This window comes from Kitasatospora sp. NPDC056800, from assembly GCF_042789775.1.
Taxonomy (GTDB): Bacteria; Actinomycetota; Actinomycetes; order Streptomycetales; family Streptomycetaceae; genus Kitasatospora.
Window position 1 is genome coordinate 14,302 of the sequence record NZ_JBHUAL010000014.1, and the last position, 24,414, is coordinate 38,715.

Sequence of the window (24,414 nt, forward strand, 5' to 3'; positions counted from 1 at the left end):
CGACAGCTCAGAATCATGCCCCTACCGGTCAGTCGGACACCACTCCGGGGCCCCGCCGGAGGGACGTGTCCCGGCGGCCGGGGCGCTCCGGAGGCCTCCCGGAGGGGTTTGCGGGGCGCTTTTCCGGAGGGGTTCTCCAGGGGGCTCCCAGGTGCCTCAGCCGGGCTGGCCGGGCCGGTCCCGGGGGCCGGGGGAGGGGTCCTGCCCCTCGTCGGTCGTCGGGCGGGCCGCCTCGCCGACCCGTGCCCGCCAGGCCGGGTCGTCCTCCTGGTAGACGTCCGGGACACCGTCCCCGTCCAGGTCCCGGTCCTCCTCCTCGCACAGCTCGCGGTAGTGCCGGTTGCGCAGCTTCAGCAGGACCGTGGCGACCGCCGCGGCGAGCACCGAGCCGACCAGCACGGCGGTCTTGGCCCGGGCGGCGAGCGCCGGGTCGTCCGGGAAGGCCAGTTCGCTGATCAGCAGCGAGACGGTGAAACCTATGCCCGCGAGCACCGAGACCGCGACCATGTCGGCCCACTTGAGCCGCGGGTTCAGCTCGGCCCTGGTGAACCGGGCGGTCAGCCAGGCGCCGCCCAGCACGCCCACGGACTTGCCGACCAGCAGGCCGATCACGATGCCGAGCGGTGCGGCCTGGGTGAACACCTCGCGCAGCTTCGGACCGGAGACGGCCACGCCGGCCGAGAACAGGGCGAACACCGGGACGGCCAGGCCGGCCGAGAACGGGCGGACCAGGTGCTCGATGTGCTCGCCGGGGGAGTGCTGCTCGTCGCCCTCCCGGTGGCAGCGCAGCATCAGGCCCATCGCGACGCCCGCCACCGTGGCGTGGATGCCGCTCTCGTGCATCAGCGCCCAGTTCACGACGGCCAGCGGCACGAAGAGGTACCAGCCGTGGACGCCGCGCCGGTGCAGGAACCAGAACAGCACCAGCCCGGCGAAGGCGAGGCCGAGCGCCCAGAACTTGATGCCGTGGCTGTAGAAGATCGCGATGATCAGGATCGCGATCAGGTCGTCGACGACCGCCAGGGTGAGCAGGAAGGCGCGCAGCGCGGACGGCAGGTGGCTGCCGACCACGGCCAGCACGCCGAGTGCGAAGGCGATGTCGGTGGCGGTCGGGATCGCCCAGCCGCCGGGGTGCCCGCCGGGGCCGGAGTTCACCAGGGCGAAGAGGATCGCGGGCAGCGCCACCCCGCAGACGGCGGCGACCACGGGCAGCAGCGCGGCACTGGGCGTGCGCAGCTCACCCGCGACGAACTCGCGCTTGAGCTCGATCCCGGCGACGAAGAAGAAGATCGTCAGCAGGCCGTCCTTGGCCCAGGTGGCCAGGGAGAGGTCGAGGTGGAGCGGGGCGGAGGGGCCGACGGTGTAGTCGAGCACGCTCTGGTAGGCCTGCGGCCAGACGTTGGCCCAGATCAGCGCGATGACGGCGGCGCCCAGCAGCAGCATGCCGCCGACCGTCTCGGTGCGCAGGGCGTCGGTGATGAAGGTGCGCTCGGGCAGTGACAGCCGGCCGAGGAACTGCCGGCGGCGGTTCGTCGGCTCGTGGACGGGCGGCTGGTCGGTCACGGGGACCTCCTGGGGCTGGGAGCGGCAACGGATGCACGGGTGGTGCAGTTGCCGACCAGACTTCCCGGCGCGCCCTGTGACGCCCGCGACTCCCGTCAGGGATCTTGATGCGTCCTTAATAGTCTAGCGGGACGTTTGGGTGACATCCGGATTGTCCTATCCAAGGACTTAAGCCCTACGGGCCGGTTCTGCACTCCGGAGGAGCAGCGACCCGGCACCCGAACGGCCGCTCTGTACCCGAACGGGTGCGGAAGCGGCGGTTGACGGAACGACCGGCGGAACGACCGGCGAGACGGCCGACGAGACGGTTGTCGTACGGCTGACGAAACGGCTGTGCCCCGGACGGTGATCACCGTCCGGGGCACAGCGGTTGTCTCAGTGGGTCAGCCGTCGCGGACCCGGAGGGTCAGCGGCCGCCGGCCCGGTGGGCTCAGCCGTTGCCGTTGCCGTTGCCGCTGTCCGAGGACGGCAGCTGGGCCTGGATCTGGCTCATCACCGTGCTGTCGGCCAGGGTGGTGGTGTCACCGACCTCGCGGCCCTCGGCGATGTCGCGCAGCAGGCGGCGCATGATCTTGCCGGAGCGGGTCTTCGGCAGCTCGCCGACCACCTTGATCTGCTTCGGCTTGGCGATCGGGCCGAGCGTGCGGCCGACGTGGGCCCGCAGTTCCTCGACCAGCTCGGGGCTCTCGGTGGCACCGCCGCGCAGGATCACGAAGGCGACGATGGCCTGGCCGGTGGTGGCGTCGGTCGCGCCGACCACGGCGGATTCGGCCACGGACGGGTGGCCGACCAGGGCCGACTCGACCTCGGTGGTCGAGATGTTGTGGCCCGAGACGAGCATGACGTCGTCCACCCGGCCGAGCAGCCAGATGTCCCCGTCCTCGTCCTTCTTGGCGCCGTCACCGGCGAAGTAGCGGCCCTCGAAGCGCGACCAGTAGGTGTCGATGTAGCGCTGGTCGTCGCCCCAGATGGTGCGCAGCATGGACGGCCACGGCTCGGTGAGCACCAGGTAGCCACCGGAGCCGTTCGGCACCTCGGCGGCGTTGTCGTCCACCACGGTGGCCGCGATGCCCGGCAGGGCGCGCTGGGCCGAGCCCGGCTTGGTCTCGGTGACGCCCGGCAGCGGGCTGATCATGATGGCGCCCGTCTCGGTCTGCCACCAGGTGTCCACGATCGGACACGTGCCGCCGCCGATGTGCTCCCGGTACCAGATCCAGGCCTCGGGGTTGATCGGCTCGCCGACGCTGCCCAGCACCCGCAGCGAGGACAGGTCGAACTTCGCGGGGATGTCGTCGCCCCACTTCATGAAGGTGCGGATCGCGGTCGGCGCGGTGTAGAGGATGGTCACGCCGTACTTCTGGACGATCTCCCAGAACCGGCCCTGGTGCGGGGTGTCCGGGGTGCCCTCGTAGATGACCTGGGTGGCGCCGTTGGAGAGCGGCCCGTAGACGATGTACGAGTGGCCGGTGACCCAGCCGATGTCGGCGGTGCACCAGTAGACGTCGGTCTCCGGCTTGAGGTCGAAGACCGCGTGGTGGGTGTAGCTGGCCTGGGTGAGGTAGCCGCCCGAGGTGTGCAGGATGCCCTTGGGCTTACCGGTGGTGCCCGAGGTGTAGAGGATGAACAGCGGGTGCTCGGCGTCGTGCGCCTCGGGGGTGTGCTCGGTGGACTGGCGCGCGGTGATCTCGTGCCACCAGACGTCGCGGCCCTCGGTCCACGGGATGTCCTGCCCGGTGCGGCGGACCACCAGGACGTGCTCGACGCCGTCGACCTTGGTGAGCGCCTCGTCGATGGCCGGCTTGAGGGCGGAGGGTTTGCCGCGCCGGTAGCCGCCGTCGGCGGTGATGACGAGCTTGGCCTCGGCGTCCTGGATGCGGGAGGCGACGGCGTCGGAGGAGAAGCCGCCGAAGACCACCGAGTGGGTGGCGCCGATCCGGGCGCAGGCGAGCATCGCGACGACCGCCTCGGCGATCATCGGCAGGTAGACGGCGACCCGGTCGCCCTTGCGGACGCCGAGCTCCAGCAGCGCGTTCGCGGCCTGCGAGACCTCGTCCTTGAGCTGGGCGTACGTGATCGAACGGCCGTCGCCGGGCTCGCCCTCGAAGTGGATGGCGACCCGGTCGCCCAGGCCGTTCTCCACGTGGCGGTCGACGCAGTTGTACGCGACATTGAGCTTGCCGTCGGCGAACCACTTGGCGAAGGGAGGGTTGGACCAGTCGAGGGTCTCGGTCGGCTCGACGGCCCAGGTGAGGCGACGGGCCTGCTCGGCCCAGAAGCCCAGACGGTCCTCGGAGGCCTGCGCGTACGCGGCCACGGTGACGTTGGCGGCGGCGGCGAGCTCTGCCGGAGGGGCGAAGCGCCGCTCCTCCTTGAGCAGGTTGGCCAGGCTCTCGTTGCTCAACGCGCACTCCTCATCGAGTCATGATCGGGGGCGATCCCGTGCGTGGGGATTGTCCCGTGTGTCCCAGCGCACAGCTCACCAGGCGAACGGGGCAGTTGACAAGAGGCTCCTGTGAATTGGTGTAGACCTTTGACCGACGGCCGGGCGGCGGCCGACCGGCGACCGGCCGGCCTCGCGTCCGGTCCGCCGCGGAGGACCGGACGGCCGTTCGGGGGTGGGTGGGCCCGTGCCCCGGCCCGCCCGGCGGGGACACGGACCCGGCTCTCAGGCGGCCAGCCGGGGGCCCTCCTCGCCGCCCTCGACCGGAACCCGATCATCCTCCCTCACCCGTTCGGCCGATGCTGCGTTCGGCCGGACATCGGGGCCGGTTCCGATGGGGGCCTCGGTGTGGTGTTCGATTCCGTTCGCGTCCTTCCCGGTGCGGGCCTCGACCGGGCTGAACGTCCCGGCGGCCCGGTCGAGGACGTAGGCCTGGGCCGTCGCGAGGTCGAAGTACATCCCGACCAGCCGCAGGGTGCCCTCCTCGACCCGGCGCTCCACCGCCGGGTTGGCCAGCAACTGGTCCAGCTGCTGGACCACGTTGGTGATGCAGAGCTGCTCCACGACGTCCACCGCGGGCCGGGCGGCGAACTCCGCCGGGACCCGTCGGAGCCGGTCCAGCGAGCCGCGGCCGTTGCGCAGCCAGCGGGTCAGCGGGGTGGGCGGCCCGGGGCGCTCGTGCACGCCGTCCAGCAGGGCCTGCATCGCTCCGCAGCCGGAGTGGCCGCAGACCGTGATCGAGCGAACCTCCAGCACCTCGACCGCGTACTGCACCGCGGCGGCCACCGAGTCGTCCGCCGCGCCGGGTTCGTGCGGGGCCGGCACCAGGTTGCCCACGTTCCGCACGGTGAACAGGTCCCCCGGACCGCTGTTGGTGATCATGCTGGTGACCATCCGGGAGTCCGCGCAGGTCAGGAAGAGCTGGGAGGGCGTCTGCCCCTCGCGCGCCAGCCGGGCGAGTTCCGGCCGGACCAGCGGGGCGGTGTGCAGCTGGAACACCCGGACGCCGTCCAGCAGTCGGCCGTGCGGGTCCTCCTGCTGCTCGATGCAGTGGTGGCCGACCCAGGGCGTCCAGGCCCGGCAGCGGTGCGGGCCCGGTGAACTGCCCGCACGCACGGTGCCGTCCGGGTCGAGCACCTCGTCGTCCTGGCGGCGCGTCACCATCGAGACCAGGCCGCCCGCCTCCTGGTGCCCGGCCCGCCAGGTGTGCAGCGTCTCGTACGCGGCGTGGTCCAGGAAGGAGCCGTCGTGGACCACGGTGACCTCGGCCCCGGCCGGGATGCCGGCCAGTGCCCGACCGAGCCGGGGCACGGTGGTGAAGGTGAGCGGGCCGTGCGTCCGAACGGTGACCGAGCCCCCGGGGCCGGTCTCCACGTCCACGTGGGCGCGGGTCAGCCGGTAGAGGGCGAGCAGGACGGCGGTGCCGGCGCCGATCGCGACGCCCCACAGCACGCCGACGGCCACCACACCGAGCACGGTGATCAGGTAGACCGGGAACTCGCGGTGCCGGTGCACCTTGCGGATGTGCGCGAAGCTCACCATCTGCAGCCCGACCACCAGCACCAGCGCGGCGAGCGCGGCCAGGGGGATCCGGCGCAGTCCGCCGGTCAGCGCCAGCGCGGCGGCCAGCACCCAGACGCCGTGCAGCACCGAGGCCCACCTGGTCTGGCCGCCGGCCCGCACGTTGGCGGTGCTGCGCACCGCGCCCCCGGCGACCGGCAGCCCGCCGACCAGTCCGCTCACCAGGTTGGCGAGGCCCTGCCCGCGCAGTTCGCGGTCGAGGTCGCCGGTGCGGCGGGACATCCGGTCGGTCGCGACGGCGGACAGCAGCGACTCCACGCTGGCCACGGCGGTGACGGTGAGGACGGCGGCGAGCAGCCCGAGGACCGGGCCGTGCGGCAGCGCGGGCAGGAGCGCCTGCGGCCGCCAGGCGGGCAGCTCGATGTGGGCGAGCCGCAGGTCCAGGGCGAACACGAGGGCGGTGGCCAGTGCGACCCCGGCCAGCGGGCCGGGGACCCTGGCCAGCCGGGTGCCGAACTCGCCCGCTCGGCCGGGCAGTCGGCCGAGCCGGGGCCAGCCGACCAGGACGGCCACGGTCACCGCGCCGGCCAGTAGCGCGGGTGGGTGCGGGCCGGCCAACTGGCCGGGAAGGGCCAGGATGTCGGCGAGCGCGGAGCTCTGCGGCGAGCCGCCGAGGACGACGTGCAACTGCGCGATGGCGATGGTGATCCCGACCCCCGCCAGCATGCCGTGCACGATCGCGGGCGAGACGGCGAGCGCGGTTCGGGCCACCCGGCGTGCGCCGAGCAGGAGTTGGAGCAGTCCGGCGGCGACGGTGATGGCGCAGGTGGCCCGCCAGCCGTACTGGGCGATCAGTCCGGCGGTGATCACCGTCAGCGCCGCCGAGGGGCCGCTGACCTGGAGCGGTGTGCCGCCGAACAGCCCGACCACGATGCCGCCCACGGCCGCGGCGGCCAGGCCGGCGGTGAGCGGGGCGCCGGTGGCGAGCGCGATGCCGAGGGAGAACGGCACGGCGATCAGGAAGACCACGAGGGACGCGGAGAGGTCCTGGGCCCACCGGATGCGGGGGCCCGCGCCCGGCGGCGCGTGGTCGGTGGTGTCGGAGGCGATGGGGGCACTGGAGATGTCGAGGGTCATTGTCTTCCCGTCTGTCCGGGGGAGCGAACGCAGTCAGGTCCGGCGGTGAATCCGGGGTGGGGCTCCGGGGCGGATCGGCTGTCGTGGGCGCGACGGTGTGGCGGGATGGCGTGGGCGCGGCGGGGGAGTGCGGGTGTCACCGGCCGGCGTTGACCATCAGGCCCGCCAGGGCTTCGGGCGAGGTGCGGGACGTCTCACCGGGGGCCACCGGGCGAACCATCAAGACTCGGTAAACCGAGGGTAATGAAAGCTTTGCACAGCGTGGTTCCGGGAGGGAAGCGGAAAACCCCCTGATTCACCCCAATGGGTGGTGGCCTAACGGTCGGGAATCTGCTGGTCGCAGCGGTCGTGGCTCCCGTCCGCCGGGGTCGGCTCCGGGGCCGGGCGCGGCGAACGGGCCGCGACCTCCCGGAGCGGGGGAGGTCGCGGCCCGTTCGGCGGCGGTGGTGGGGGTCAGGCGCGGGCGCCCGCCGGGGCGGTGCGCGTGTCGCCGTCCGCGAATCCGCCCAGGACGAAGTCCTCGTCCACCTGGGTCGCGAGGTCGATGCCGACCTTGGAGTTGGCCCAACTCTCCGCGTTGCGGCGGTGGAAGAGCACCGCCTGCTCGGTGTAGCGGCGCGCGTCCCGCCGCCCGTACGCCGCGTCGGCCTCGATCCGCAGCTCCTCCAGCACGGCCCGGTCGGCCGTCTCCAGGGACTTCAGCGGCGGTTCGGCGCCCTGCTCCAGGCGGCGCACCCAGTCCGACTGCCGGAAGGTGGTGAGCAGGTCGTCGCCGACCTCGCGGCGCAGGAAGGCCAGGTCGTCCGGCCCCTGCACCTTGTTGCCGACCACCCGCAGCCGCACGCCGAAGTCGCGGGCGTAGTCCTTGTACTGGCGGTAGACGGAGACGCCCTTGCGGGTCGGTTCGGCGACCAGGAAGGTCAGGTCGAAGCGGGTGAACAGGCCGGAGGCGAAGGAGTCCGAGCCCGCGGTCATGTCGGTCACCAGGTACTCGCCCGGGCCGTCCAGCAGGTGGTTGAGCAGCAGCTCCACCGCGCCGACCTTGGAGTGGTAGCAGGCCACCCCGAGGTCCTCCTCGGTGAACGCGCCGGTCGCCAGCAGCCGGACCGAGCCCTCGTCCAGCGCGATCGGGCGGGCGCAGGCGGCGTAGACCGGGTTCTCCTCGACGATCCGCAGCAGCCGCGAACCGCGGCCGGGCGGCGTGGTTTTGATCATCTCGTCGGAGGAGCGGATGAGCGGGTTGCTGCCGCGCAGGTACTCCTTGATCTCCGGCAGGTGCCCGCCCAGTGAGGGCAGGGCGGCGGCCTGATCGCCCGTCAGGCCCAGTGCGGGGCCCAGGTGCTGGTTGATGTCGGCGTCCACGGCGACGACCGGCCGGCCCAGGGCTGCCAGGTGGCGGATGAACAGCGCGGACAGCGTGGTCTTCCCGCTGCCGCCCTTGCCGACGAAGGCGATCTTCATCTGGGGACTCCGGCTCTCGCTCAGGGCCCTCGCTGCGGGCCGTCCGCCCAGGGGCCGCGCGACGCCGCCCCTAGTTGGAAATCGTTATCGTCTCCGATAGCGGCCATGCTAGCCGGGGTTTGGGTGTCGCCGGGGGCGGGAAGTGAGGATTGCCTCTAACGGGTGATGCGGGGTTGCTGTTCCGGGAGGGGCGGCCCGTTCATTACTCTCGGGTAGGTGAGCACTGGAACTGATCCCCTCGCCCCGCTGGCCCAGCTCCCCGGGGTGCCCGACGCGGTCGCCGAGGTGCGCAAGGCCGTCGACCGGCTCTACGGCCACCGGGTGATGCGCCGCCGCGCGGCCGAGGTCACCTCCGAGTCCGCGCTGCGCGGCGCCCGCGCGTCGGCGGCCCTGGCCGGGGCCGACTGGCCGCTGGAGGAGGTCCGCCGCCGCAGCGACTTCGGCGCGGACCCCGAGGCCCGGACGGTCGGCGCGGCCCTGCGGATCGCCGCCGAGGCCGGCCAGCTGCTCAGCATCTGGCGGCACTCGCCGCTCCAGGTGCTGGCCCGGCTGCACCTGCTCGCGGTCGGCGACGGCGATCCGGCCGCCGGTCGCCCGCGGCGGGCCGGGGAGGGCGCGGAGGTGCTGTTCCCGCAGGAGCTGGAGCCGGTGGAGAGCGTCGAGGTCGAGGCCGTCGACGGGCCGCCGCCCGTGCTGCCGCCCGCTCCGGGTGCGGAGGAGGTCGCGGCCCGGCTCGACCAGCTCTCCCGGCTGCTGGTGGCGCGCGCGGAGGGCCAGGGCGTGGGCACGCCGGCCCTCGTCGTGGCCTCGGTGGTGCACGGCGAACTGCTCGCGCTGCGGCCGTTCGGCGCCCACAACGGCGTGATCGCGCGGGCCGCCCAGCGAATCGTGCTGATCGCCGAGGGGCTCGACCCGAAGTCGATCTGCCCGGCCGAGGTCGGCCTGGCCGAGCTGGGCACCGCCGCCCACCGCCGAGCCCTGGCCGGCTACCTGGCGGGAACCCCCGAGGGGATGGCGGCCTGGATCGCGTACAGCGGTCGGGCGCTGCGGCTCGGGGTGCGGGAGAGCACGGCGGTCTGCGAGGCGATGCAGCGCGGGATGGTCTGAGCGCCCCGCTCGGGACGGCGCGCGCGCCCCGAGAGGGGGCGCGCGGAGACGAGGATGCGGCGGCACCTGCTCCTGCCGGGTGCCGCCGCTGGTGCAGATACCGGGTGACCATGCATGCACCGGAAGTGCCGATCAGACGGGGATCCTGCCCGTTCGTCTGGTCCGGCGGCCCGACAGCGGGTCGGCTGCATGTGGGTGCCCGGATATCTGTACGTGCGGTCCGTGGGGCCTGAACTGCGTTGTCGGTTTGACCTCTTAAGGTCCTGACCGGGTCTCGCGGGCCGTGCTTCATTTGTATCGCGTTTCGGGGGAAAGGGGAACCCGAAAAGAGAAGTCTGTCCCGATTGACCGTTTTGTCCAAGGGCTGCCGGGCCGCCCGCCTCAGGCGAGGGGGCGCCTCCGGCGGGCCAGGTACCAGATCACCCCGGCGGTCACCACGGCCGTCCCGACCGCCACCGCGGTCAGCACCGAGCCGCTCGGGGCCGAGAACTCGGGCAGTCGGCGCCGCAGTTCCACCGGCTTGTCGAAGACCAGCACCGGCCACTCCCGGGCCTGCGCCTCCTTCCGCAGCGCGCGGTCCGGGTTGACCGCCGACGGATGGCCGACCGCCTCCAGTAGCGGCAGGTCGGTGGAGGAGTCGCTGTAGGCGAAGGAGGCGGCCAGGTCGTAGCCCTCGGTCGCGGCCAACTCCCGAATGGCGGCGGCCTTGTTCTCGGCGTAGGCGTAGTACTCGATCTCGCCGGTGTAGCAGCCGTCCTCGACCTGGAGCCGGGTGGCGATCACGTGGTCCGCGCCGAGCAGCCGGCCGATCGGCTCGACCACCTCGGAGCCGGAGCTGCTGACGATCACCACGTCCCGGCCGGCCGCGTGGTGCTGCTCGATCAGCGAGGCTGCCTCGTCGTAGATGATCGGGTCGATCAGGTTGTGCAGGGTCTCGGCGACGATCTCGCGGACCTGCTGGACGTTCCAGCCCCGGGTGAGCGCGGAGAGGTACTGGCGCATCTTCTCCATCTGGTCGTGGTCCGCGCCGCCGACCAGGAAGACGAACTGGGCGTACGCGCTGCGCAGTACGGCCCGACGGTTGATCAGTCCGCCCTGGTAGAAGGGGCGGCTGAAGGCCAGTGCGCTCGACTTGGCGATGATGGTCTTGTCGAGGTCGAAGAAGGCCGCGGTGCGCAGCCCGCCGGGTCGGGGGCGAACGGGCGGGCGGAGCTCTTCGGGCCCGGTGGCGTCGCCCTGGGACTCGTCGGCGTAGTCGTCGGCGTTCTCGGTGGTGTCCACGGGAACCGAGGATAGAGGGAGCCGCAAAAGACCCCGCCATTCGGCGTACTCGCGGGCGTGCGGGTTTGTGTTTCTGGCCGCTCGGGTACACCATGGAAGTCACGGATCGTTCGCGACCGTGCTAACCCGGTCCGGCTCCTCCCCCCCGAGCCGGGCTGTGGATAGACGACCCCCGCTCTCCCCCCCGGCGGGGGTCGTCGCACGTCCGGGGCCATTTTCAGGGCTTGAACGCCCCTCGCCGCGGGTGCGCCGCCGTCGTGTCGACGGCTTACAGGGGGTGTCGCCACTCCGGCCCGTCGATCGACTTTCGTCACTCTGTGTCGTCATTTGCTCATGCCCGTCGAGGATCGAACGGCTGGTTCCGATCGGTGGTGCGAGCCCGTTCGGAAGCCGTTCGGAAGCGGTGTCCGGAAGGCGGCGGGCGGAGGTCGGGAGAACGGCTGAACGGGACGGGGCGGGTCACCGGTTCATCTCGGTGACCCCCTTTCGTCAATTCTTCGCCGAATAGCCCCCCGCCCGGGTGAACGTTTTCCTCCACAGCACACGAGTTATCCACAGGCAATCGGAACCCGGATGACGAAATCCGGATCTCCCCCCACCGTGATGACCGGCGGCGGTCGCCGGGCAGGGCCTCACCCCCTTCCTCCCTCAGAGGCCTGTCGGGCGGCCGTCCGCCGGAACCGTCCGACGTGCGCCGTCGGCCACCCCGGTGGCCGGCTGCGCGGAGGGGAGCAACCATGTCGACGCCGATCGCCGACCACATCACCGCCGAGGGCCCCGCGGTCGCCGGGCCGCTCGTCGTCACCGAGGACGAGGGCCTGGCCGAGCACCTGCTGCGGATCTGCGCGGCGGCGGGCACCGAGCCGAGGCTGGTCCGGGGCGCGCCGCCGACGCGGGACCTCTGGGAAGGGGCCTCGCTGGTCCTGGTCGGGGACGACCAGGCCGTCCGCTGCTCCGGGCTGGGGCGGCGCGGCGGAGTGCTGCTGCTCGGGCTGGACCTGGACGACCCCGGGGTGTGGGTCAGAGCCGTCCAACTCGGGGCCGAGCACGTGCTGTTCCTGCCCGATGCCGAAGCCTGGCTGCTCGATCGGATCGCCGACGCGGCCGAGGGCGTCGGCTGCCCGGCGGTCACCGTCGCGGTGCTCGGCGGGTCCGGCGGGGCCGGGGCCTCGACCCTGGCCTGCGCGCTGGCGGTCACGGCCGCGCGGGCGGGCCGGCGGACGATGCTCCTGGACGGCGATCCGCTGGGCGGGGGCCTCGACATCCTGCTCGGCGGCGAGCGGGTCAGCGGGCTGCGCTGGCCCGATCTGGCCGGCTCCCGCGGGCGGGTCAGCGGGGCCGAGCTGGCCCGGGCGCTGCCCGCGCTCAAACGGCTCTCCGCGCTGTCCTGCCTGTCCTGGGACCGCGGCGACACCCTGACGGTGCCGCCGGAGGCCATGCGCAGCGTGCTGGCCGCCTCCAGACGGCGCGGCGGGCTGGTGGTGGTCGACGTGCCCCGGCACCTCGACGCGGCCGCCGGGCAGGCGCTGGAGCAGTCCGACCTGGCGCTCCTGGTGGTGTCGGCCGAGCTGCGCGCGGTGGCCGCCGCCGACCGGGTCGCGGCGGCGGCCCGGATGCGGCTCGGGGACGTCCGGGCCGTGGTGCGGCCGGTGCGGGCCGGCGGGCTCCCGGCCCGGCAGATCGTCCGCGGGCTGCGCTTGCCGCTGGCGGGGGAGCTGGAGCCGGAGCCGGGCCTGGTCCAGGACGTCGTGAAGGGCGTCCCGCCCGGAAGCCGGGAGGGCGGCCCGCTCGCGCGCTTCTGCGCGAGCTTCCTGACCGAGGTGCTGCCGCCGGTGCCGGTGGCCGGAGGAGGTGTGTACTGATGGTCCGTCTGCGCAGAACGGTCCTTCGGAGCGGATCGCCCGGTCCGGGCGGCGGTGCGCGGGAGCACCGGCCGCTGCGGAGCGTGCCGCCGCCCGGCGGGCCGCCGGAGCCCGGGCACGGGCCCTGTCCGTACGGTCGTACGGCCCGCGAGCAGCGGGCGGCGGCCCTGGTGGACGCGGTCCGGCTGCGGCTGGCCGAGTCGGGGGCCGCCCCGACGGCAGGCTCGGTCGCGGCCGCGCTGCGGGCCACCCGCCCGCCGCTCGGCGGGGACGAGGTCCTGGACACCGTGCGCTCGCTGCGCGCCGAACTGGTGGGTGCGGGCCCGCTGGACCGGCTGCTGGCGGCGCCCGACGTCACGGACGTCCTGGTGAACGGTCCGGACGAGGTGTGGGTCGACCGTGGCGGCGGCCTGCAGCGAACCACCGGAGTCCGTTTCGCCGACGCCGAGGCGGTGCGGCGGCTGGCCCACCGGCTGGCCACGGCGGCCGGCCGGCGGCTGGACGACGCCCGCCCGTGGGTGGACGCCCGGCTGCCGGACGGCACCCGGCTGCACGCCGTACTGCCACCGATCGCGGCCGGCTGCACGCACATCTCGCTGCGGGTCTGCCGCCCCCGGCCCTTCACGCTCGACGAGCTGGTGGCGGGCGGGTCGCTGCCACCGGAGGGTGCGGAGCTGCTCGCGGGCATCGTGCGGGCCCGGCTGTCGCTGCTCGTCTCCGGCGGGACGGGCTCGGGGAAGACCACGCTCCTGTCGGCCCTGCTCGGCCTGGTCGGGCCGGACGAGCGGATCGTGCTCGCCGAGGACTCCGCCGAGCTGCAACCGGCCCACCCGCACGTGGTCCGGTTGCAGAGCCGGCCGCCCAACCAGGAGGGGCTGGGCGAGTTCACCCTGCGGGACCTCGTCCGCCAGGCGCTGCGGATGCGTCCGGACCGGCTGGTGATCGGCGAGGTCCGCGGCCCCGAGGTGTCGGACCTGCTGGCCGCGCTGAACACGGGGCACGAAGGCGGCTGCGGCACGGTCCACGCCAACACGGCGGCGGACGTGCCGGTCCGGCTGGAGGCCCTGGGCGCGCTCGCGGGCCTCGACCGGACGGCGCTGCACGGCCAACTGCGGGCCGCACTCGACGTGGTGGTGCACCTGGTCCGCGATCCGGGCTCGGGGCGGCGCCGGGTGGCGGAGATCCACACGCTGGCCGGGGCCGGTGACGGGTCGGCCGTGACCACGCCCGCGGTGGCCTTCCCGGCGTCCGGTGGCCTGAGCCCCGGTGCGGGGTGGGAGCGGCTGGTCGGGCTGCTGGCGGCACGCGGGGTGTCGCTCGGGCGGGGGCGCCTGTGATCGCGGTGACGGTGGCCGGGCCGGTGGGCGCGGACGTGCGGGTGGTGGAAGTCGCCTTCGCCCTGTTGGTGGGCGGGTGCGCCGTGGGAGCTCTGGTGCTGCTCGGCGGCGCGGGCCGGAAAGACCGAGGTCAACGGAGGTGGGTGAAGTGATGCAGAGTCAGCTCGCGTTCTGCTGGGTGCTGGCGTTGTTCCTGGTGGCCGTCGCCGCGTGGCGTGCGGTGCAGGGGCAGTTGCCGGGCGGGCAGCGCTCCAGGCTGGTGTTGGCGGGCAGCGGGCCTCCGGTGCGGGGGCCCGGCCCGGAGATCGAGGTGCGGTTCTGGGCCAGGGGGCTGCTGCCGGGCTTCCTGGTGCCCGAACTGCTGCTCCTTCCACTGGGGTTGGCCGCCGGGCAGGCCACCGCCTCACCGGTGCCGGTGCTCGCGGCCGCGCTGGCCGTCCTGCCGCTGCGCAGGTGGCGGCTGCGGCGACGCCTGGCGGTGGAGGCTCGGCACCGGGCCGCGGCGGTGGTGGAGCTCTGCGCGGGCCTGGCAGGGGAGTTGCGTGGTGGTGCGACGCCGGAGCAGGCGCTGCACCTGGTCACCGCACGGCTCGCCGCCGACCCGGAGGGGCTGCGCAGGCTCGGTGAGGAGCCGGTGGCCCGACTGGCGGCGGGCCGTTACGGCGGGGACGTACCCGCCGCGCTGCACCTGCTGGCCGAACTTCCGGGCGGCAGTGGGGCCGCGGCCGTCGCGGCCTGCTGGCGGGTGGCCGAGGGCAGCGGATCGGGGTCGGCCGATGCGCTGGACCGGGTCGCGGAGGCGCTGCGCGGCGAGCGGGCGCTCGCGGAGGAGATCGCCGGGGAACTGGCAGGGCCGCGCGCGACGATCGCCGTCCTGGCCGCGCTGCCGGGCGTCGGGCTGCTTCTCGGTGCGGCGCTCGGGGCGCACCCGCTGGAGGTCCTGCTGCACACCCCGGCCGGGCTGGGCTGCCTCGTGGCGGGGGCGGTTCTGGAGGGGCTGGGCGTGCTCTGGACGGCACGCATCGTCCGGGTGGCGGCCCACGGCGCGCTGGAGGCGCCGGCTGGGCGGGGTGGGCGGTGTGCGGCCTCAGGTCGTGCGGGGCCCGCTCTTCGGCCGGGCGAGCGGAACCGCGGGTTGTCGCGGGTGCGTGCACGGGCGCTCGGGGCGGAAGCGGGGGCGAGGTGATGCGGGGCATCGAGTGGGCGGCTTTCGCCCTCACGGCAGGCGTGGTTGCTGCGGGGTGGGCGTCGGTGCGCGGCCGGGTAAGACGCCGACGGGTGCTCGTCCGGGCCCGGGGTGGAGAGGGGATCGGAAGGCGAACCAGGGCTGCTGCCTTGGTGGTTGAGCGTCGCCGACGGCTGTTGGTGGCGGGCGTCGCCGGGATCACGGCGGCGGTGCTGCTCGGTGGCGGCCCCGGGCTGGCCGTCGGGGTGCTGCTCGCGGTGGGCGTCCATCGCTGGTCGGCCCGGGCGCGCTCGCCGGCCGATCGCAGGGCTGCCCGCGAGGAGGAGCTGCTGACCAGGCAACTCCCGCTGGGCGCTGAGCTGTTGGCGGCCTGCCTCGGCTCGGCGGCGCTCCCCTCGGAGGCCGTGTCGGCGGTGGGTCGAAGTGTGGGGGAGCCGCTGGGGCCCCGGCTGGCGGCGATCGGGGCCGAACTGGCCCTGGGCGCACCGCCGGAACTGTGCTGGCACCGCCTGGGCGAGCAGCACCCGTCGCTGGCGCCGCTGGCCCGCTGTCTGGAGCGCAGCAGCCTCGGCGGCGTCCCCGCCGCCGGCCCGCTGATCGGGCTGGCGCAGGGGCAGCGCACGGCGGCCGCCCGCGCGGCCCACACCCGGGTCCGCCGGGCCGCAGTGCTCGCCACCGCGCCGCTGGGGCTCTGCTTCCTCCCGGCCTTCGTCCTGATCGGCGTGGTGCCGGTGGTCGTAGGCCTCACCAGCCGCTTCGCCGAGGCGATGTGAATGATCGTCGGCCGCACGAGCGGCCGTCGTACGTCGAGTGACAGGAGAGTTTTCATGACCGCAGTGATCGCGATTCGGCCCGGTGCCGGGCGTCCGCTCCGCCCGTTGGCCGAGGAGTGGCGGCGGAGGAGTCACCGGTCGGCCCGTCGGGTGCGCTGGGCAGCCCGCCGGGTCCGCCGGGTGGCGCGCCTCCGGGGCCGCTCGGACGCCGGGATGACCACGGCCGAGTACGCCGTCGGGACGCTGGGCGCGTGCGCCCTCGCGGCCGGGCTGTACAAGGTGGTGACCAGCGACGCCATCACCGGTGCGCTGACCGACATGCTGGTACGGGCGCTCCATGCGACCTGAGGCCGGCTGCCGAACTCCCGCCGGTGGGCCGCCTTCGGCGGGTGGCCCCCTGGGGGCGGGCGCACCCCGTGGGGCTGCCTCCGGTCGTCGGTGGCCCCCGGCCGGGCGGTCGGGAGGAGGCTCTGTCCCCGTCTCGCGAGGCACGCGCCCCGGCGTCGCTCCGCCCGTGCTCCGGGCGGGCGGCAGGGGCCTGAGAACGGACCCGGACCGGGCGTGGTCGCTGCGCCCGGGGCGGCGCGGCGACGCGGGCTTCGTGACGGCGGAGACGGCGGTGGCACTGCCGGCGCTCCTCCTGCTCGCGGCGATGCTCATCTGGGGTGTGCTCGCGGCGGCCGCGCAGATCCGCTGTGTGGACGCCGCCCGGGTCGGCGCCAGGGCGGCCGCTCGCGGGGAGGCGGACGCCGCCGGGCTCGCCCGCGCGGCGGCCCCGCCGGGCGCACAGGTCCGGGTCGCCGTGGCGGCCGACACGGTCCGGGTCGACGTGGAGGCGCCGTGCGCGGGGCCGGGCAGGCTCGGCGGGCTGCTCGCCGTCCGGCTCACTGCGGCGGCCGTGGCGGCGCGGGAGGACGTCCTGGTGGCGGGCGCGGAGGCAGGTGGTGGCCCGTGGCCGTCCTGACCGGGCTGCGGGAGGCGGCGGAGCGGCTGGCACGCGCCCGTGCGGCCCGAGCGGTCGCGGTGGGCGGCCGGGGGCCGGACGCCGGCTCGGCGACGGTCTGGCTGCTCGCCCTGGCGATGCTGGGCACGGCGGTGTTCGCCGGGACGATCGCGGTCGGCTCGGTGGTGGCCGCTCGGCACCGGGCCGAGTCGGCGGCCGACCTCGCGGCCCTCGCCGCGGCGGACCGACTGCTGCTGGACCGGGACGGCGGTTGCGCCCGGGCCGCCGGGATCGCCGCCGTCCAGGGCGCCGGGCTGGTGTCCTGTGCGGTCGACCGGTCGGCGGACGCCGTGGAGGTGGTGGCTGAGGTGAAGGTCCGCGGGCTCCCGGCCCGACTGCCGGTCGGCCTGGCGCGGGCGAGGGCTCGGGCCGGGCCGGTACGGGCCCCGGTCACCGGCCCGGAGGACACGCCGGAGGGCGGGCCGGGCGGGGCTCCGGGCGGAGTACCAAGCGCGGCTGCGGGGGCGGCCTCATGAACCGGCCGGTGCGCCACCGTCCGGTCCCGGGACCGCTTCCGGTCCGTCTGTCTCCGGCCCGTCCGGGGCCCCCGGCCCGTCGTCCGGTGCCTCCGTGGCTTCGGGTGCCCCGGCCAGCAGGACGCCCAGGAGCCGGATGGCGGCGGCCTTGTCCAGCGGGTCGTTCCCATTGCCGCACTTGGGAGACTGGACGCAGGACGGGCAGCCGCGCTCGCACTCGCAGGAGGCGATCGCCGTCCGGGTGGCCGTCAGCCACTGGACCGCCCGCTGGAAGCCGCGTTCGGCGAAGCCGGCCCCACCGGGGTGGCCGTCGTAGACGAACACGGTCGGCAGGCCGGTGTCCGGGTGCAGCGGGACGGAGACGCCGCCGATGTCCCACCGGTCGCAGGTGGCGAACAGCGGCAGCAGCCCGATCGAGGCGTGCTCGGCGGCGTGGGCGGCGCCGGGCAGCTGGTCGGGCGGGATGTCCGCGTCGAGCAGCTGGTCCTCGGTGACGGTCCACCAGACCGCCCGGGTGCGCAGTGTGCGGGGCGGCAGGTCGAGCTTGGTCTCGCCCATGATCTCCCCGGTGGAGATCCGCTTGCGGAGGTAGCCCACCACCTGGTTGACCACCTCCACCGAGCCGAAGCTGAGCCGGCCCTCGCCCCAGTCCACGGTGGTGTCGGTGTCGAGGACGGAGATGGAGGTGATGTCGCGGGCGGCCGTGGTGTAGGGCGGGTCGGCCGGTTCGACCAGGGCGACGGAGTTCTCCAGGTCGAACTCCCGGACCAGGTAGGTGCGGCCCTGGTGCAGGTGGACGGCGCCGGTGTGGACGGTGGTGTGCGCGGCCGCGGCGTCCACCGTGCCGAGCAGCCGGCCGGTGTCGGCCTCGACGATCTGCACCGGGTTGCCGCCGCTGCCGCGCAGGTCCACGGCGTCGGCCGCGCGCTCGCGACGGGTCCAGTACCAGGAGCCGTCGCTGCGCCGGCGCAGCAGGCCGCGCCGCTCCAGGACCGGCAGCAGTGGTGCGGTGGACGGCCCGAACAGCTCCAGATCGGCGTCGGTGAGCGGGAGTTCGGCGGCGGCCGCGCACAGGTGCGGGGCGAGCACGTGCGGGTTGTCGGGGTCGAGCACGGTGGCCTCGACGGGGGCCGCGAACAGCGCCTCGGGGTGGTGCACCAGGTAGGTGTCCAGCGGGTCGTCCCGGGCGATCAGGACGGCCAGCGCGCCCTGGGCCTCCCGCCCCGCGCGGCCCGCCTGCTGCCAGAGCGAGGCCCGGGTGCCGGGGTAGCCGGCCATCAGGACGGCGTCGAGGCCGGAGATGTCGACGCCGAGTTCGAGAGCGGAGGTGGAGGCGAGTCCGAGCAGTCGGCCGGAGTGCAAGTCGCGTTCCAAGGCCCGGCGTTCGTCGGCGAGGTAACCGCCGCGGTAGGCGGCCACCCGTCCGGCGAGCGGGCGGCCGAGCTGGTCCTGGGCCTGGAGCGCGACGAGCTCGGCGGCGCGCCGGGAGCGCACGAAGACGACGGTGCGGGTCTCCCGTTCGACCAGCTCGGTCAGCAGGTGGGCCGCCTCGGCGGTCGCGGTGCGGCGCACGGGCGCGCCGTGCTCGCCGACGTTCTCGGTCAGCGGCGGCTCCCAGAGGCCGAAGACCATTGGCCCGCGCGGCGAGGCGTCCTCGGTGACGGCCACGGCGGGCAGGCCGGTCAGCCGCCGGGCGGTCGCGGCCGGGTCGGCGGTGGTGGCGGAGGCCAGCAGGAAGGCGGGTGACGAACCGTAACGGGCACAGATGCGGCGCAGCCGCCGCAGCACCTGGGCGACGTGCGAGCCGAACACGCCCCGGTAGCTGTGGCACTCGTCCACGACCACGTAGCGCAGCGCCTTGAGGAAGGAGGACCAGCGGGCATGGCCGGGCAGGATGCCCCGGTGCAGCATGTCCGGGTTGGTGAGCACGTAGGAGGCGTACTGGCGGACCCACTCGCGCTCCTCGGGCGGGGTGTCGCCGTCGTAGAGGGCGGCGCGCACCCTCGGCGGGGCGAGTTCGGCGGCCCGGCGCCGCTGGTCGGCGGCGAGCGCCTTGGTCGGGGCCAGGTAGAGCGCGGTGGCGCCGCGGCCGTTGCGGGCCTCGGTGCCGTCCAGCAGGTCGCTGAGCACCGGGGCCAGGTAGCCCAGCGACTTGCCCGAGGCGGTGCCTGTGGCGATCACCACAGTCTGGCCGCTTTTGGCCAGATTCATCGCTTCTGCCTGGTGCGCCCACGGCTGTTCGACCCCGACGGCACGAGCCGCGGCCACGACCTCCGGACGGATCGAGTCCGGCCATGGTGAATAACGCGCAGGTCGGGCGGGAAGGTGCTCCGTATGGGTGAGTCGGTCGGACCGCCCCCGGCCGGCGGCCAGGGTCGTGAGCAGTGCCTCGGGCGGGCTGTGTCGGGGCGGCATGAGGACCCAGTGTGTCACCGGCGTGACGGAGAATCGTCGTAAGCCATCGTGCGGGCATGGTCGCAGGTGGTTGAATGTGGCCGTGACGGCCGTATGGCCGTGGGTCGCAGCGCCGAGGCTTGCCACGCGTGGCTGGGCGCGCCCGGGCTCGCGACCATGCGGTGGCGGCCGTCCGGCCGAGGATCGCACATGACGTAGCAAGGCAAGGTGCTGGAGGTTCCGTGGACCTGTCCCTGTCGACCCGTTCAGTCGGCGATCGTACGGTCGTCGAGGTTGGCGGCGAGATCGATGTGTACACCGCCCCGAAGCTGCGGGAGCAGCTGGTCGAGCTCGTCAACGACGGCAAGTACCACCTCGTCGTCGACATGGAAGGCGTTGACTTCCTCGACTCGACCGGCCTCGGTGTGCTGGTGGGCGGTCTGAAGCGAGTGCGTGCCCACGAGGGCTCGCTGCGCCTCGTCTGCAACCAGGAGCGCATCCTGAAGATCTTCCGCATCACCGGCCTGACCAAGGTCTTCCCGATCCACACCTCGGTGGACGACGCGGTCAACGCGACCGACTGACGCGGCCGGGCCGGCCCGTGCGGCCGGCCCCGCTCGTTCTTCGCGTCCGGGTGCCCGGGTCCGTGTGGCCCGGTGCGTCCCCCGGGCGCCCCTGGGCCGGTTCCGCCGGCCCGCAGGGGCCGGGTCTCCGGCCCCGGTCGGAGCACCCCGAGGGGGAGAGATGGCAACCGTCGAACTTCGATTCAGCGCGCTTCCCGAGCACGTGCGGACGGCCAGGCTGGTCGCCGCGGCCGTCGCCAGACGGGCCGGGGTCGACGAGTCGGTGCTCGACGAGGTACGGCTCGCGGTCGGCGAGGCGTGCTCCCGCGCGGTCGGACTGCACCAGCGCGGCGGCATCGGCGGCGCGGTCCGGGTCGCGCTGACCGATCAGGAGAAGCGTTTCCTCATCGAGGTCGAGGACGAGGCCGGCCCCGCCGCCGTCCCGGCCTCCGGCGACGCCGAGGGCGGCGAGCCGGACGAGGACACCCTGGGCCTCGCCGTGATCACCGGCCTGGTCGAGGACCTGGAGGTCACCAACGGCGCGGCCGGTGGCCTGATCCGGATGAGCTGGCCGGTTTCGGTCGCCTCCATCGCGGTCTGAGGCGCTGCCTCGACGTCTTCTCGCGTCCCCGCCGCCTCGCGGGCGCTTCCTCGCGCCCGAGAGCGGCCGGGGTCCTGTTCCCGGGCATGCGGTGACACACCGCTGATCCCGGCGGTTCGCCGCGTCGCGGACGAGGACGTCCACGCGGATCCGCGCCGTGCGGCCGCCCTGGCCGCTCGCGCAGACCACCCCACCGCCGAAGCACCCCACCGCCGAAACGCCAGGGCCGGGACGAGTGCGAGCGGGCCTGACCCGGGCCGGGGCGTCGAGAGGGCGGCCCCTGGAGGGCGGGGGAGCCGGGAATCGGGGGACGGACGAATCGGGGGACGGACATCGGCCGTGTAGGTTCGACGACCGATGACGACCGAACCGAAAGGCTTCTCCCGGTGAACAAGCGACTGCTGGCCGTACCCGCCCTCGGCGTGCTGCTCGCGTTCGGCGCCGTCGGCTGCGGCGGCGACGACAACAACAGCAAGCAGCTGGAGTCCTGGGCGTCGAACGTCTGCGGCGCTGCCAAGGACCCGATCGCCCAGGCGCAGACCGCGCTGGCCGACACCGGACAGGTGAAGACCGGCGAGGCCCCTGCCGACCTCCAGAAGCGGCTCTCCACGGACATCGGGCGGCTGGCCAAGACCAACCAGGACATAGCCGCCGCCATCGACGCGGCCGGGGCACCCAAGGTGCAGGACGGCGCGGCCCTCCAGAAGGACACCGTCGAGGAGCTGAAGAAGGCGGCCGACGGGTACGTGGAGGTCCAGAAGAAGGTGGACGCGCTGCCCAACAACGACCAGGCCAAGTTCGCCGACGGGCTGCGCAGCGTGGCCGACCAGGTGCAGCAGCTGGCCTCGCTCTCCACCCAGGCGCAGAGCAAGCTCCAGCGCGGTGAGCTCGGCGCGGCGATGGCCAAGCAGGAGGGCTGCAAGCCGTCCCCGACCACCGCCCCGAGCGGCGGCGCCACCGGCGGTGCGGGGGCCGGCGCGAGCGGCACCCCGGCCCCGGGCGGCACGACTCCGGCGCCGGGCGCCACCGACACCCCGAGCGCCCCGGCCACCACCCCGGCGCCCGTCGCGACCGACGGCACGAGCCCGGCCGCGGCCGGTGCGAGCACCGCTCCGGCCGCCCCGCCCACCACCCCGGCGAACCCGGCCCCCAGCGCGAGCTGAGCCCGGGCGGACCGGACGGTCCGACGCGCCCGTCCCCGGTACCGGGGACGGGCCCGGTGACGGGGACGGCGAGCCGCCGCCCCCGGAGTCGCCGTCCCGCGAGTCGCCGTCCCGTGAGTCGCCGTCCCGTGATCCGGCGGCCCCTGCCACAGGCCCGCCGCTGAACGACTCGGTGCCCCCGGCAGGGCGGCGCGTGGTGGCTTCCAGGGGGCGCGCGAGGTGGTGCGGGCTTCCGTCCGCCGGCCGCGGGGCGCAGCGGCGGCCACCGGGTGGGTGGCGGGGGACAATGGCGGGGTGATCAGTAGCCCCGTTCTCGACCCGACCCGCCTCGCCAAGTTCCGCGAGGCGCTGCTCGCCGCCTCGTTCACCGCCGATGGCTGCCTGGACCTGCTCGGGCCCACCGGATATTCGGCGTTGGCCCGCAGCGAGGCGGTCCCGGCGCTGCGGGCGACCCGCGGTGGCAGCCCGCTGGAGACGCTGGTGCGGCTGTTCCTGCTGCAGCAGCCGGTCCCGTACCGGGCGGCCGCCGCCGCACTGCCGGTGGAGGACTGCCTGGCGGACGGCTGGCTGCGCCCCGACGGCGATCTGGTGCGCGCCACCGTCGACGTCCGGCCGTACGCCAACGAGGTGGCCGGGATGCCCAGTTCGGACGCCTGGGTGGTCTCCGACCTGGGCTGCGCGGTGGGCGGCGCGGGCGGCATCGGCTCCGGTGAGACCGCGCACGGGGTGGCCCGAAAGGACCTGGTGCTGGGCGTCGGAGGCGCCTCCACCACGCTGGCCAACATCACCGTGCGCCGCCCCGTCCGGGCCGCGCTGGACCTCGGTTCGGGTTCCGGCGTGCAGGCGCTGCACGCGGCCCGGCACGCCGGGACCGTGACCGCCACCGACCTCAACCCGCGCGCGCTGCGCTTCACCGAGCTGACCCTGGCGCTGTCCGGTTTCGACAGCACCGAGGTGTCCGCCGGAAGCCTCTTCGAGCCGGTCGGGGAGCGGAAGTTCGACCTGATCGTCTCCAACCCGCCGTTCGTGATCTCGCCGGGCGGCCGGTTCACCTACCGCGACGGCGGCATGGCCGGCGACGACCTGTGCCGCGGCCTGGTCCGCTCCGCCGCCGACCACCTGGAGCCCGGCGGCTACTGCCAGCTGCTCGCCAACTGGCAGCACGTCAAGGGCGAGGACTGGCACGAGCGGCTGGCCGGCTGGGTCGCGGGCACCGGGCTGGACGCCTGGGTCGTCCAGCGCGAGGTCCAGGACGTGGCCCAGTACGCCGAGTTGTGGCTGCGCGACGGCGGCGACCACCGCGGCCCCGGCGGTGACTACCAGGCCCGGTACGGCGAGTGGCTGGACGCCTTCGAGGCGGGCCGGGTCGAGGGCATCGGCATGGGCTGGATCACCCTGCGGGCGGGCGGCGCCGAGCGTCCGACCGTCCGGGTGGAGGAGTGGCCGCACCCGGTGGAGCAGCCGCTCGGCCCGCACATCGAGGCCTGGTTCGACCGGCAGGACTTCCTCCGCTCGCACGACGACGCGGGCCTGCTCGCGGCCCGTTACGTGCTGGCCGACGAGGTGGTCCAGGAGCAGGTCGGGGCGCCCGGTGCGGAGGACCCGGAGCATGTGATCCTGCGTCACAACCGCGGCATGCGGCGGGCCACCAAGGTGGACACCGTGGGCGCCGGCTTCGTCGGGGTCTGCGACGGGACGCTGTCGGCGGGCGAGATCGTGGACGCCATCGCGCGGCTGCTCGGCGAGGACCGGGTGGTCCTGCGGGACCGGGTGCCGGAGTCGCTGCGCCTGCTGACCGAGCAGGGGTTCATCGACCCGGTCCGCTGAGACCTGGTCCGCTGAGAATCGGTCCGCTGAGACCGGAGCCGCCGAGGCCCGCCCTGCCCGGGCCCGCCCCGTCGGGACCGGTTCCGCCGCGACGCGGCCGGTTCACCGGTCCGTACCCCCTGGTTCGTCCGACCGCCGCCGGGCGGCTGTCTCCCGTTGGTCCTCCGCTGTGAAGCTCTGTCCACAGGCTGTGGACAGAGCTGGGGAGCCGGGGGCCAGAGGTGGACACGACGACGGCGATGGTGGGCGGGTCGGTGCTCGCCCTCTTCGGTGGCGTGCTGCTGCTCTGGTGCGCCGCCGAAGTGGGCCTGCGCCTGCGGGTGCGCCGCCGGGGGGCGTCGGCGGTGGCCACCGTGGTGGCCGAGGACGACGTGCACGGCCAGCTGGACAGCGCGCCGCTGCTGTCCTTCTCGGTGCCGCCCTCGGTGGGCGGCTCCGGCGCGTGCGGGATCGCGGGGCTCGTGATCGCCCGCCCGCGCGGGCACACCCCGCTGCGCCGTCCGGACCGTTTCGCGCCAGGTGCCTCGGTGCGGATCTGTTACGACCCGCAGCGCCCGAGCCGGGTGGTGCTGGCGCCCGGGGAGGCCGGCCGGGCGGCCGTCGTCGACCTGCTGTGGAGCGTCCTGGGCGTGGGGTGCCTGGCGGCGGGCGCCGGGCTCCTGGTCGCGGTCGGCGGCTGAGCCCCGCACTCCGCGAGGGATCCGGGAGGGGCCGGCAGC

General features: G+C 74.6%; 19 protein-coding genes. 13 read left to right on the top strand and 6 right to left on the bottom strand.

Features of this window, described 5'->3' with window-relative positions:
* Nucleotides 1-156 precede the first annotated feature (156 nt).
* From nhaA to ACFRQN_RS05095, 4 genes are all read right to left on the bottom strand, one after another.
* A complete protein-coding gene (gene nhaA, locus ACFRQN_RS05080; protein ID WP_380738339.1) occupies nucleotides 157-1,563 on the bottom strand; it encodes a Na+/H+ antiporter NhaA in 1,407 nt (468 codons plus the stop codon).
* A 430-nt stretch (nucleotides 1,564-1,993) separates the two neighbouring features.
* Nucleotides 1,994-3,964 (bottom strand): acetate--CoA ligase, encoded by a 1,971-nt coding sequence (acs, locus tag ACFRQN_RS05085; RefSeq protein ID WP_380738341.1) that lies wholly within the window; start codon nucleotides 3,962-3,964, stop codon nucleotides 1,994-1,996.
* A gap of 264 nt (nucleotides 3,965-4,228) precedes the next feature.
* Nucleotides 4,229-6,661, bottom strand: a complete 2,433-nt coding sequence (locus ACFRQN_RS05090; protein ID WP_380738343.1) for a SulP family inorganic anion transporter — start codon at nucleotides 6,659-6,661, stop codon at nucleotides 4,229-4,231.
* A 453-nt stretch (nucleotides 6,662-7,114) separates the two neighbouring features.
* Nucleotides 7,115-8,122 (bottom strand): ATP-binding protein, encoded by a 1,008-nt coding sequence (locus tag ACFRQN_RS05095; RefSeq protein ID WP_380738345.1) that lies wholly within the window; start codon nucleotides 8,120-8,122, stop codon nucleotides 7,115-7,117.
* A 216-nt stretch (nucleotides 8,123-8,338) separates the two neighbouring features.
* Here ACFRQN_RS05095 and ACFRQN_RS05100 point away from each other — a divergent pair, with 216 nt between their 5' ends.
* On the top strand, nucleotides 8,339-9,229 hold the full coding sequence (locus ACFRQN_RS05100; protein ID WP_074001781.1) for an oxidoreductase: 891 nt from the start codon (nucleotides 8,339-8,341) through the stop codon (nucleotides 9,227-9,229).
* Between the two features lie 381 nt (nucleotides 9,230-9,610).
* Here the strand turns inward: ACFRQN_RS05100 and ACFRQN_RS05105 are convergent, their stop codons facing one another.
* A complete protein-coding gene (locus ACFRQN_RS05105) occupies nucleotides 9,611-10,408 on the bottom strand; it encodes an HAD family phosphatase (RefSeq protein ID WP_049660070.1) in 798 nt (265 codons plus the stop codon).
* 839 nt (nucleotides 10,409-11,247) lie between these two features.
* On the opposite strand from ACFRQN_RS05105, the gene ssd reads away from it, so the two are divergent.
* From ssd to ACFRQN_RS05140, 7 genes are all read left to right on the top strand, one after another.
* A complete protein-coding gene (gene ssd / locus ACFRQN_RS05110) occupies nucleotides 11,248-12,372 on the top strand; it encodes a septum site-determining protein Ssd (protein ID WP_380738347.1) in 1,125 nt (374 codons plus the stop codon).
* Nucleotides 12,372-13,709 carry a TadA family conjugal transfer-associated ATPase gene (locus ACFRQN_RS05115; RefSeq protein WP_380738349.1) on the top strand — a complete coding sequence of 446 codons (1,338 nt, stop codon included), beginning with the start codon at nucleotides 12,372-12,374 and terminating at the stop codon, nucleotides 13,707-13,709. Before ssd ends, ACFRQN_RS05115 begins: the two co-directional genes overlap by 1 nt.
* Nucleotides 13,710-13,860: 151 nt before the next feature.
* Nucleotides 13,861-14,895, top strand: coding sequence for a type II secretion system F family protein (locus ACFRQN_RS05120; protein WP_380738407.1), 1,035 nt, complete (start codon nucleotides 13,861-13,863; stop codon nucleotides 14,893-14,895).
* A 152-nt stretch (nucleotides 14,896-15,047) separates the two neighbouring features.
* Entirely contained in the window at nucleotides 15,048-15,668 is a 621-nt protein-coding gene (locus ACFRQN_RS05125) for a type II secretion system F family protein (protein ID WP_380738351.1), read from the top strand.
* A 54-nt stretch (nucleotides 15,669-15,722) separates the two neighbouring features.
* Nucleotides 15,723-16,016, top strand: a complete 294-nt coding sequence (locus ACFRQN_RS05130) for a DUF4244 domain-containing protein (protein ID WP_082346309.1) — start codon at nucleotides 15,723-15,725, stop codon at nucleotides 16,014-16,016.
* Nucleotides 16,017-16,269: 253 nt separating this feature from the next.
* Complete coding sequence (locus ACFRQN_RS05135; RefSeq protein ID WP_380738354.1) at nucleotides 16,270-16,632, top strand: TadE family type IV pilus minor pilin; 363 nt, start codon at nucleotides 16,270-16,272, stop codon at nucleotides 16,630-16,632.
* On the top strand, nucleotides 16,620-17,147 hold the full coding sequence (locus tag ACFRQN_RS05140) for an Rv3654c family TadE-like protein (RefSeq protein WP_380738356.1): 528 nt from the start codon (nucleotides 16,620-16,622) through the stop codon (nucleotides 17,145-17,147). Before ACFRQN_RS05135 ends, ACFRQN_RS05140 begins: the two co-directional genes overlap by 13 nt.
* Here ACFRQN_RS05140 and ACFRQN_RS05145 read toward each other — a convergent pair.
* Entirely contained in the window at nucleotides 17,142-19,562 is a 2,421-nt protein-coding gene (locus ACFRQN_RS05145; protein ID WP_380738358.1) for a DEAD/DEAH box helicase, read from the bottom strand. The genes ACFRQN_RS05140 and ACFRQN_RS05145 overlap by 6 nt on opposite strands.
* Before the next feature lie 221 nt (nucleotides 19,563-19,783).
* Here ACFRQN_RS05145 and bldG point away from each other — a divergent pair, with 221 nt between their 5' ends.
* The 5 genes from bldG to ACFRQN_RS05170 all read left to right on the top strand — a co-directional run bounded on the left by bldG (nucleotide 19,784) and on the right by ACFRQN_RS05170 (nucleotide 24,375).
* Entirely contained in the window at nucleotides 19,784-20,125 is a 342-nt protein-coding gene (gene bldG, locus ACFRQN_RS05150; protein WP_049659132.1) for an anti-sigma factor antagonist BldG, read from the top strand.
* Between the two features lie 160 nt (nucleotides 20,126-20,285).
* Nucleotides 20,286-20,705, top strand: a complete 420-nt coding sequence (locus tag ACFRQN_RS05155) for an ATP-binding protein (protein WP_049659131.1) — start codon at nucleotides 20,286-20,288, stop codon at nucleotides 20,703-20,705.
* Between the two features lie 386 nt (nucleotides 20,706-21,091).
* Nucleotides 21,092-21,868 (top strand): hypothetical protein, encoded by a 777-nt coding sequence (locus ACFRQN_RS05160; RefSeq protein WP_380738360.1) that lies wholly within the window; start codon nucleotides 21,092-21,094, stop codon nucleotides 21,866-21,868.
* Between the two features lie 294 nt (nucleotides 21,869-22,162).
* Nucleotides 22,163-23,695, top strand: coding sequence for a methyltransferase (locus tag ACFRQN_RS05165; protein ID WP_380738362.1), 1,533 nt, complete (start codon nucleotides 22,163-22,165; stop codon nucleotides 23,693-23,695).
* A 221-nt stretch (nucleotides 23,696-23,916) separates the two neighbouring features.
* Nucleotides 23,917-24,375 (top strand): DUF3592 domain-containing protein, encoded by a 459-nt coding sequence (locus tag ACFRQN_RS05170; protein WP_380738364.1) that lies wholly within the window; start codon nucleotides 23,917-23,919, stop codon nucleotides 24,373-24,375.
* Nucleotides 24,376-24,414 lie beyond the last annotated feature (39 nt).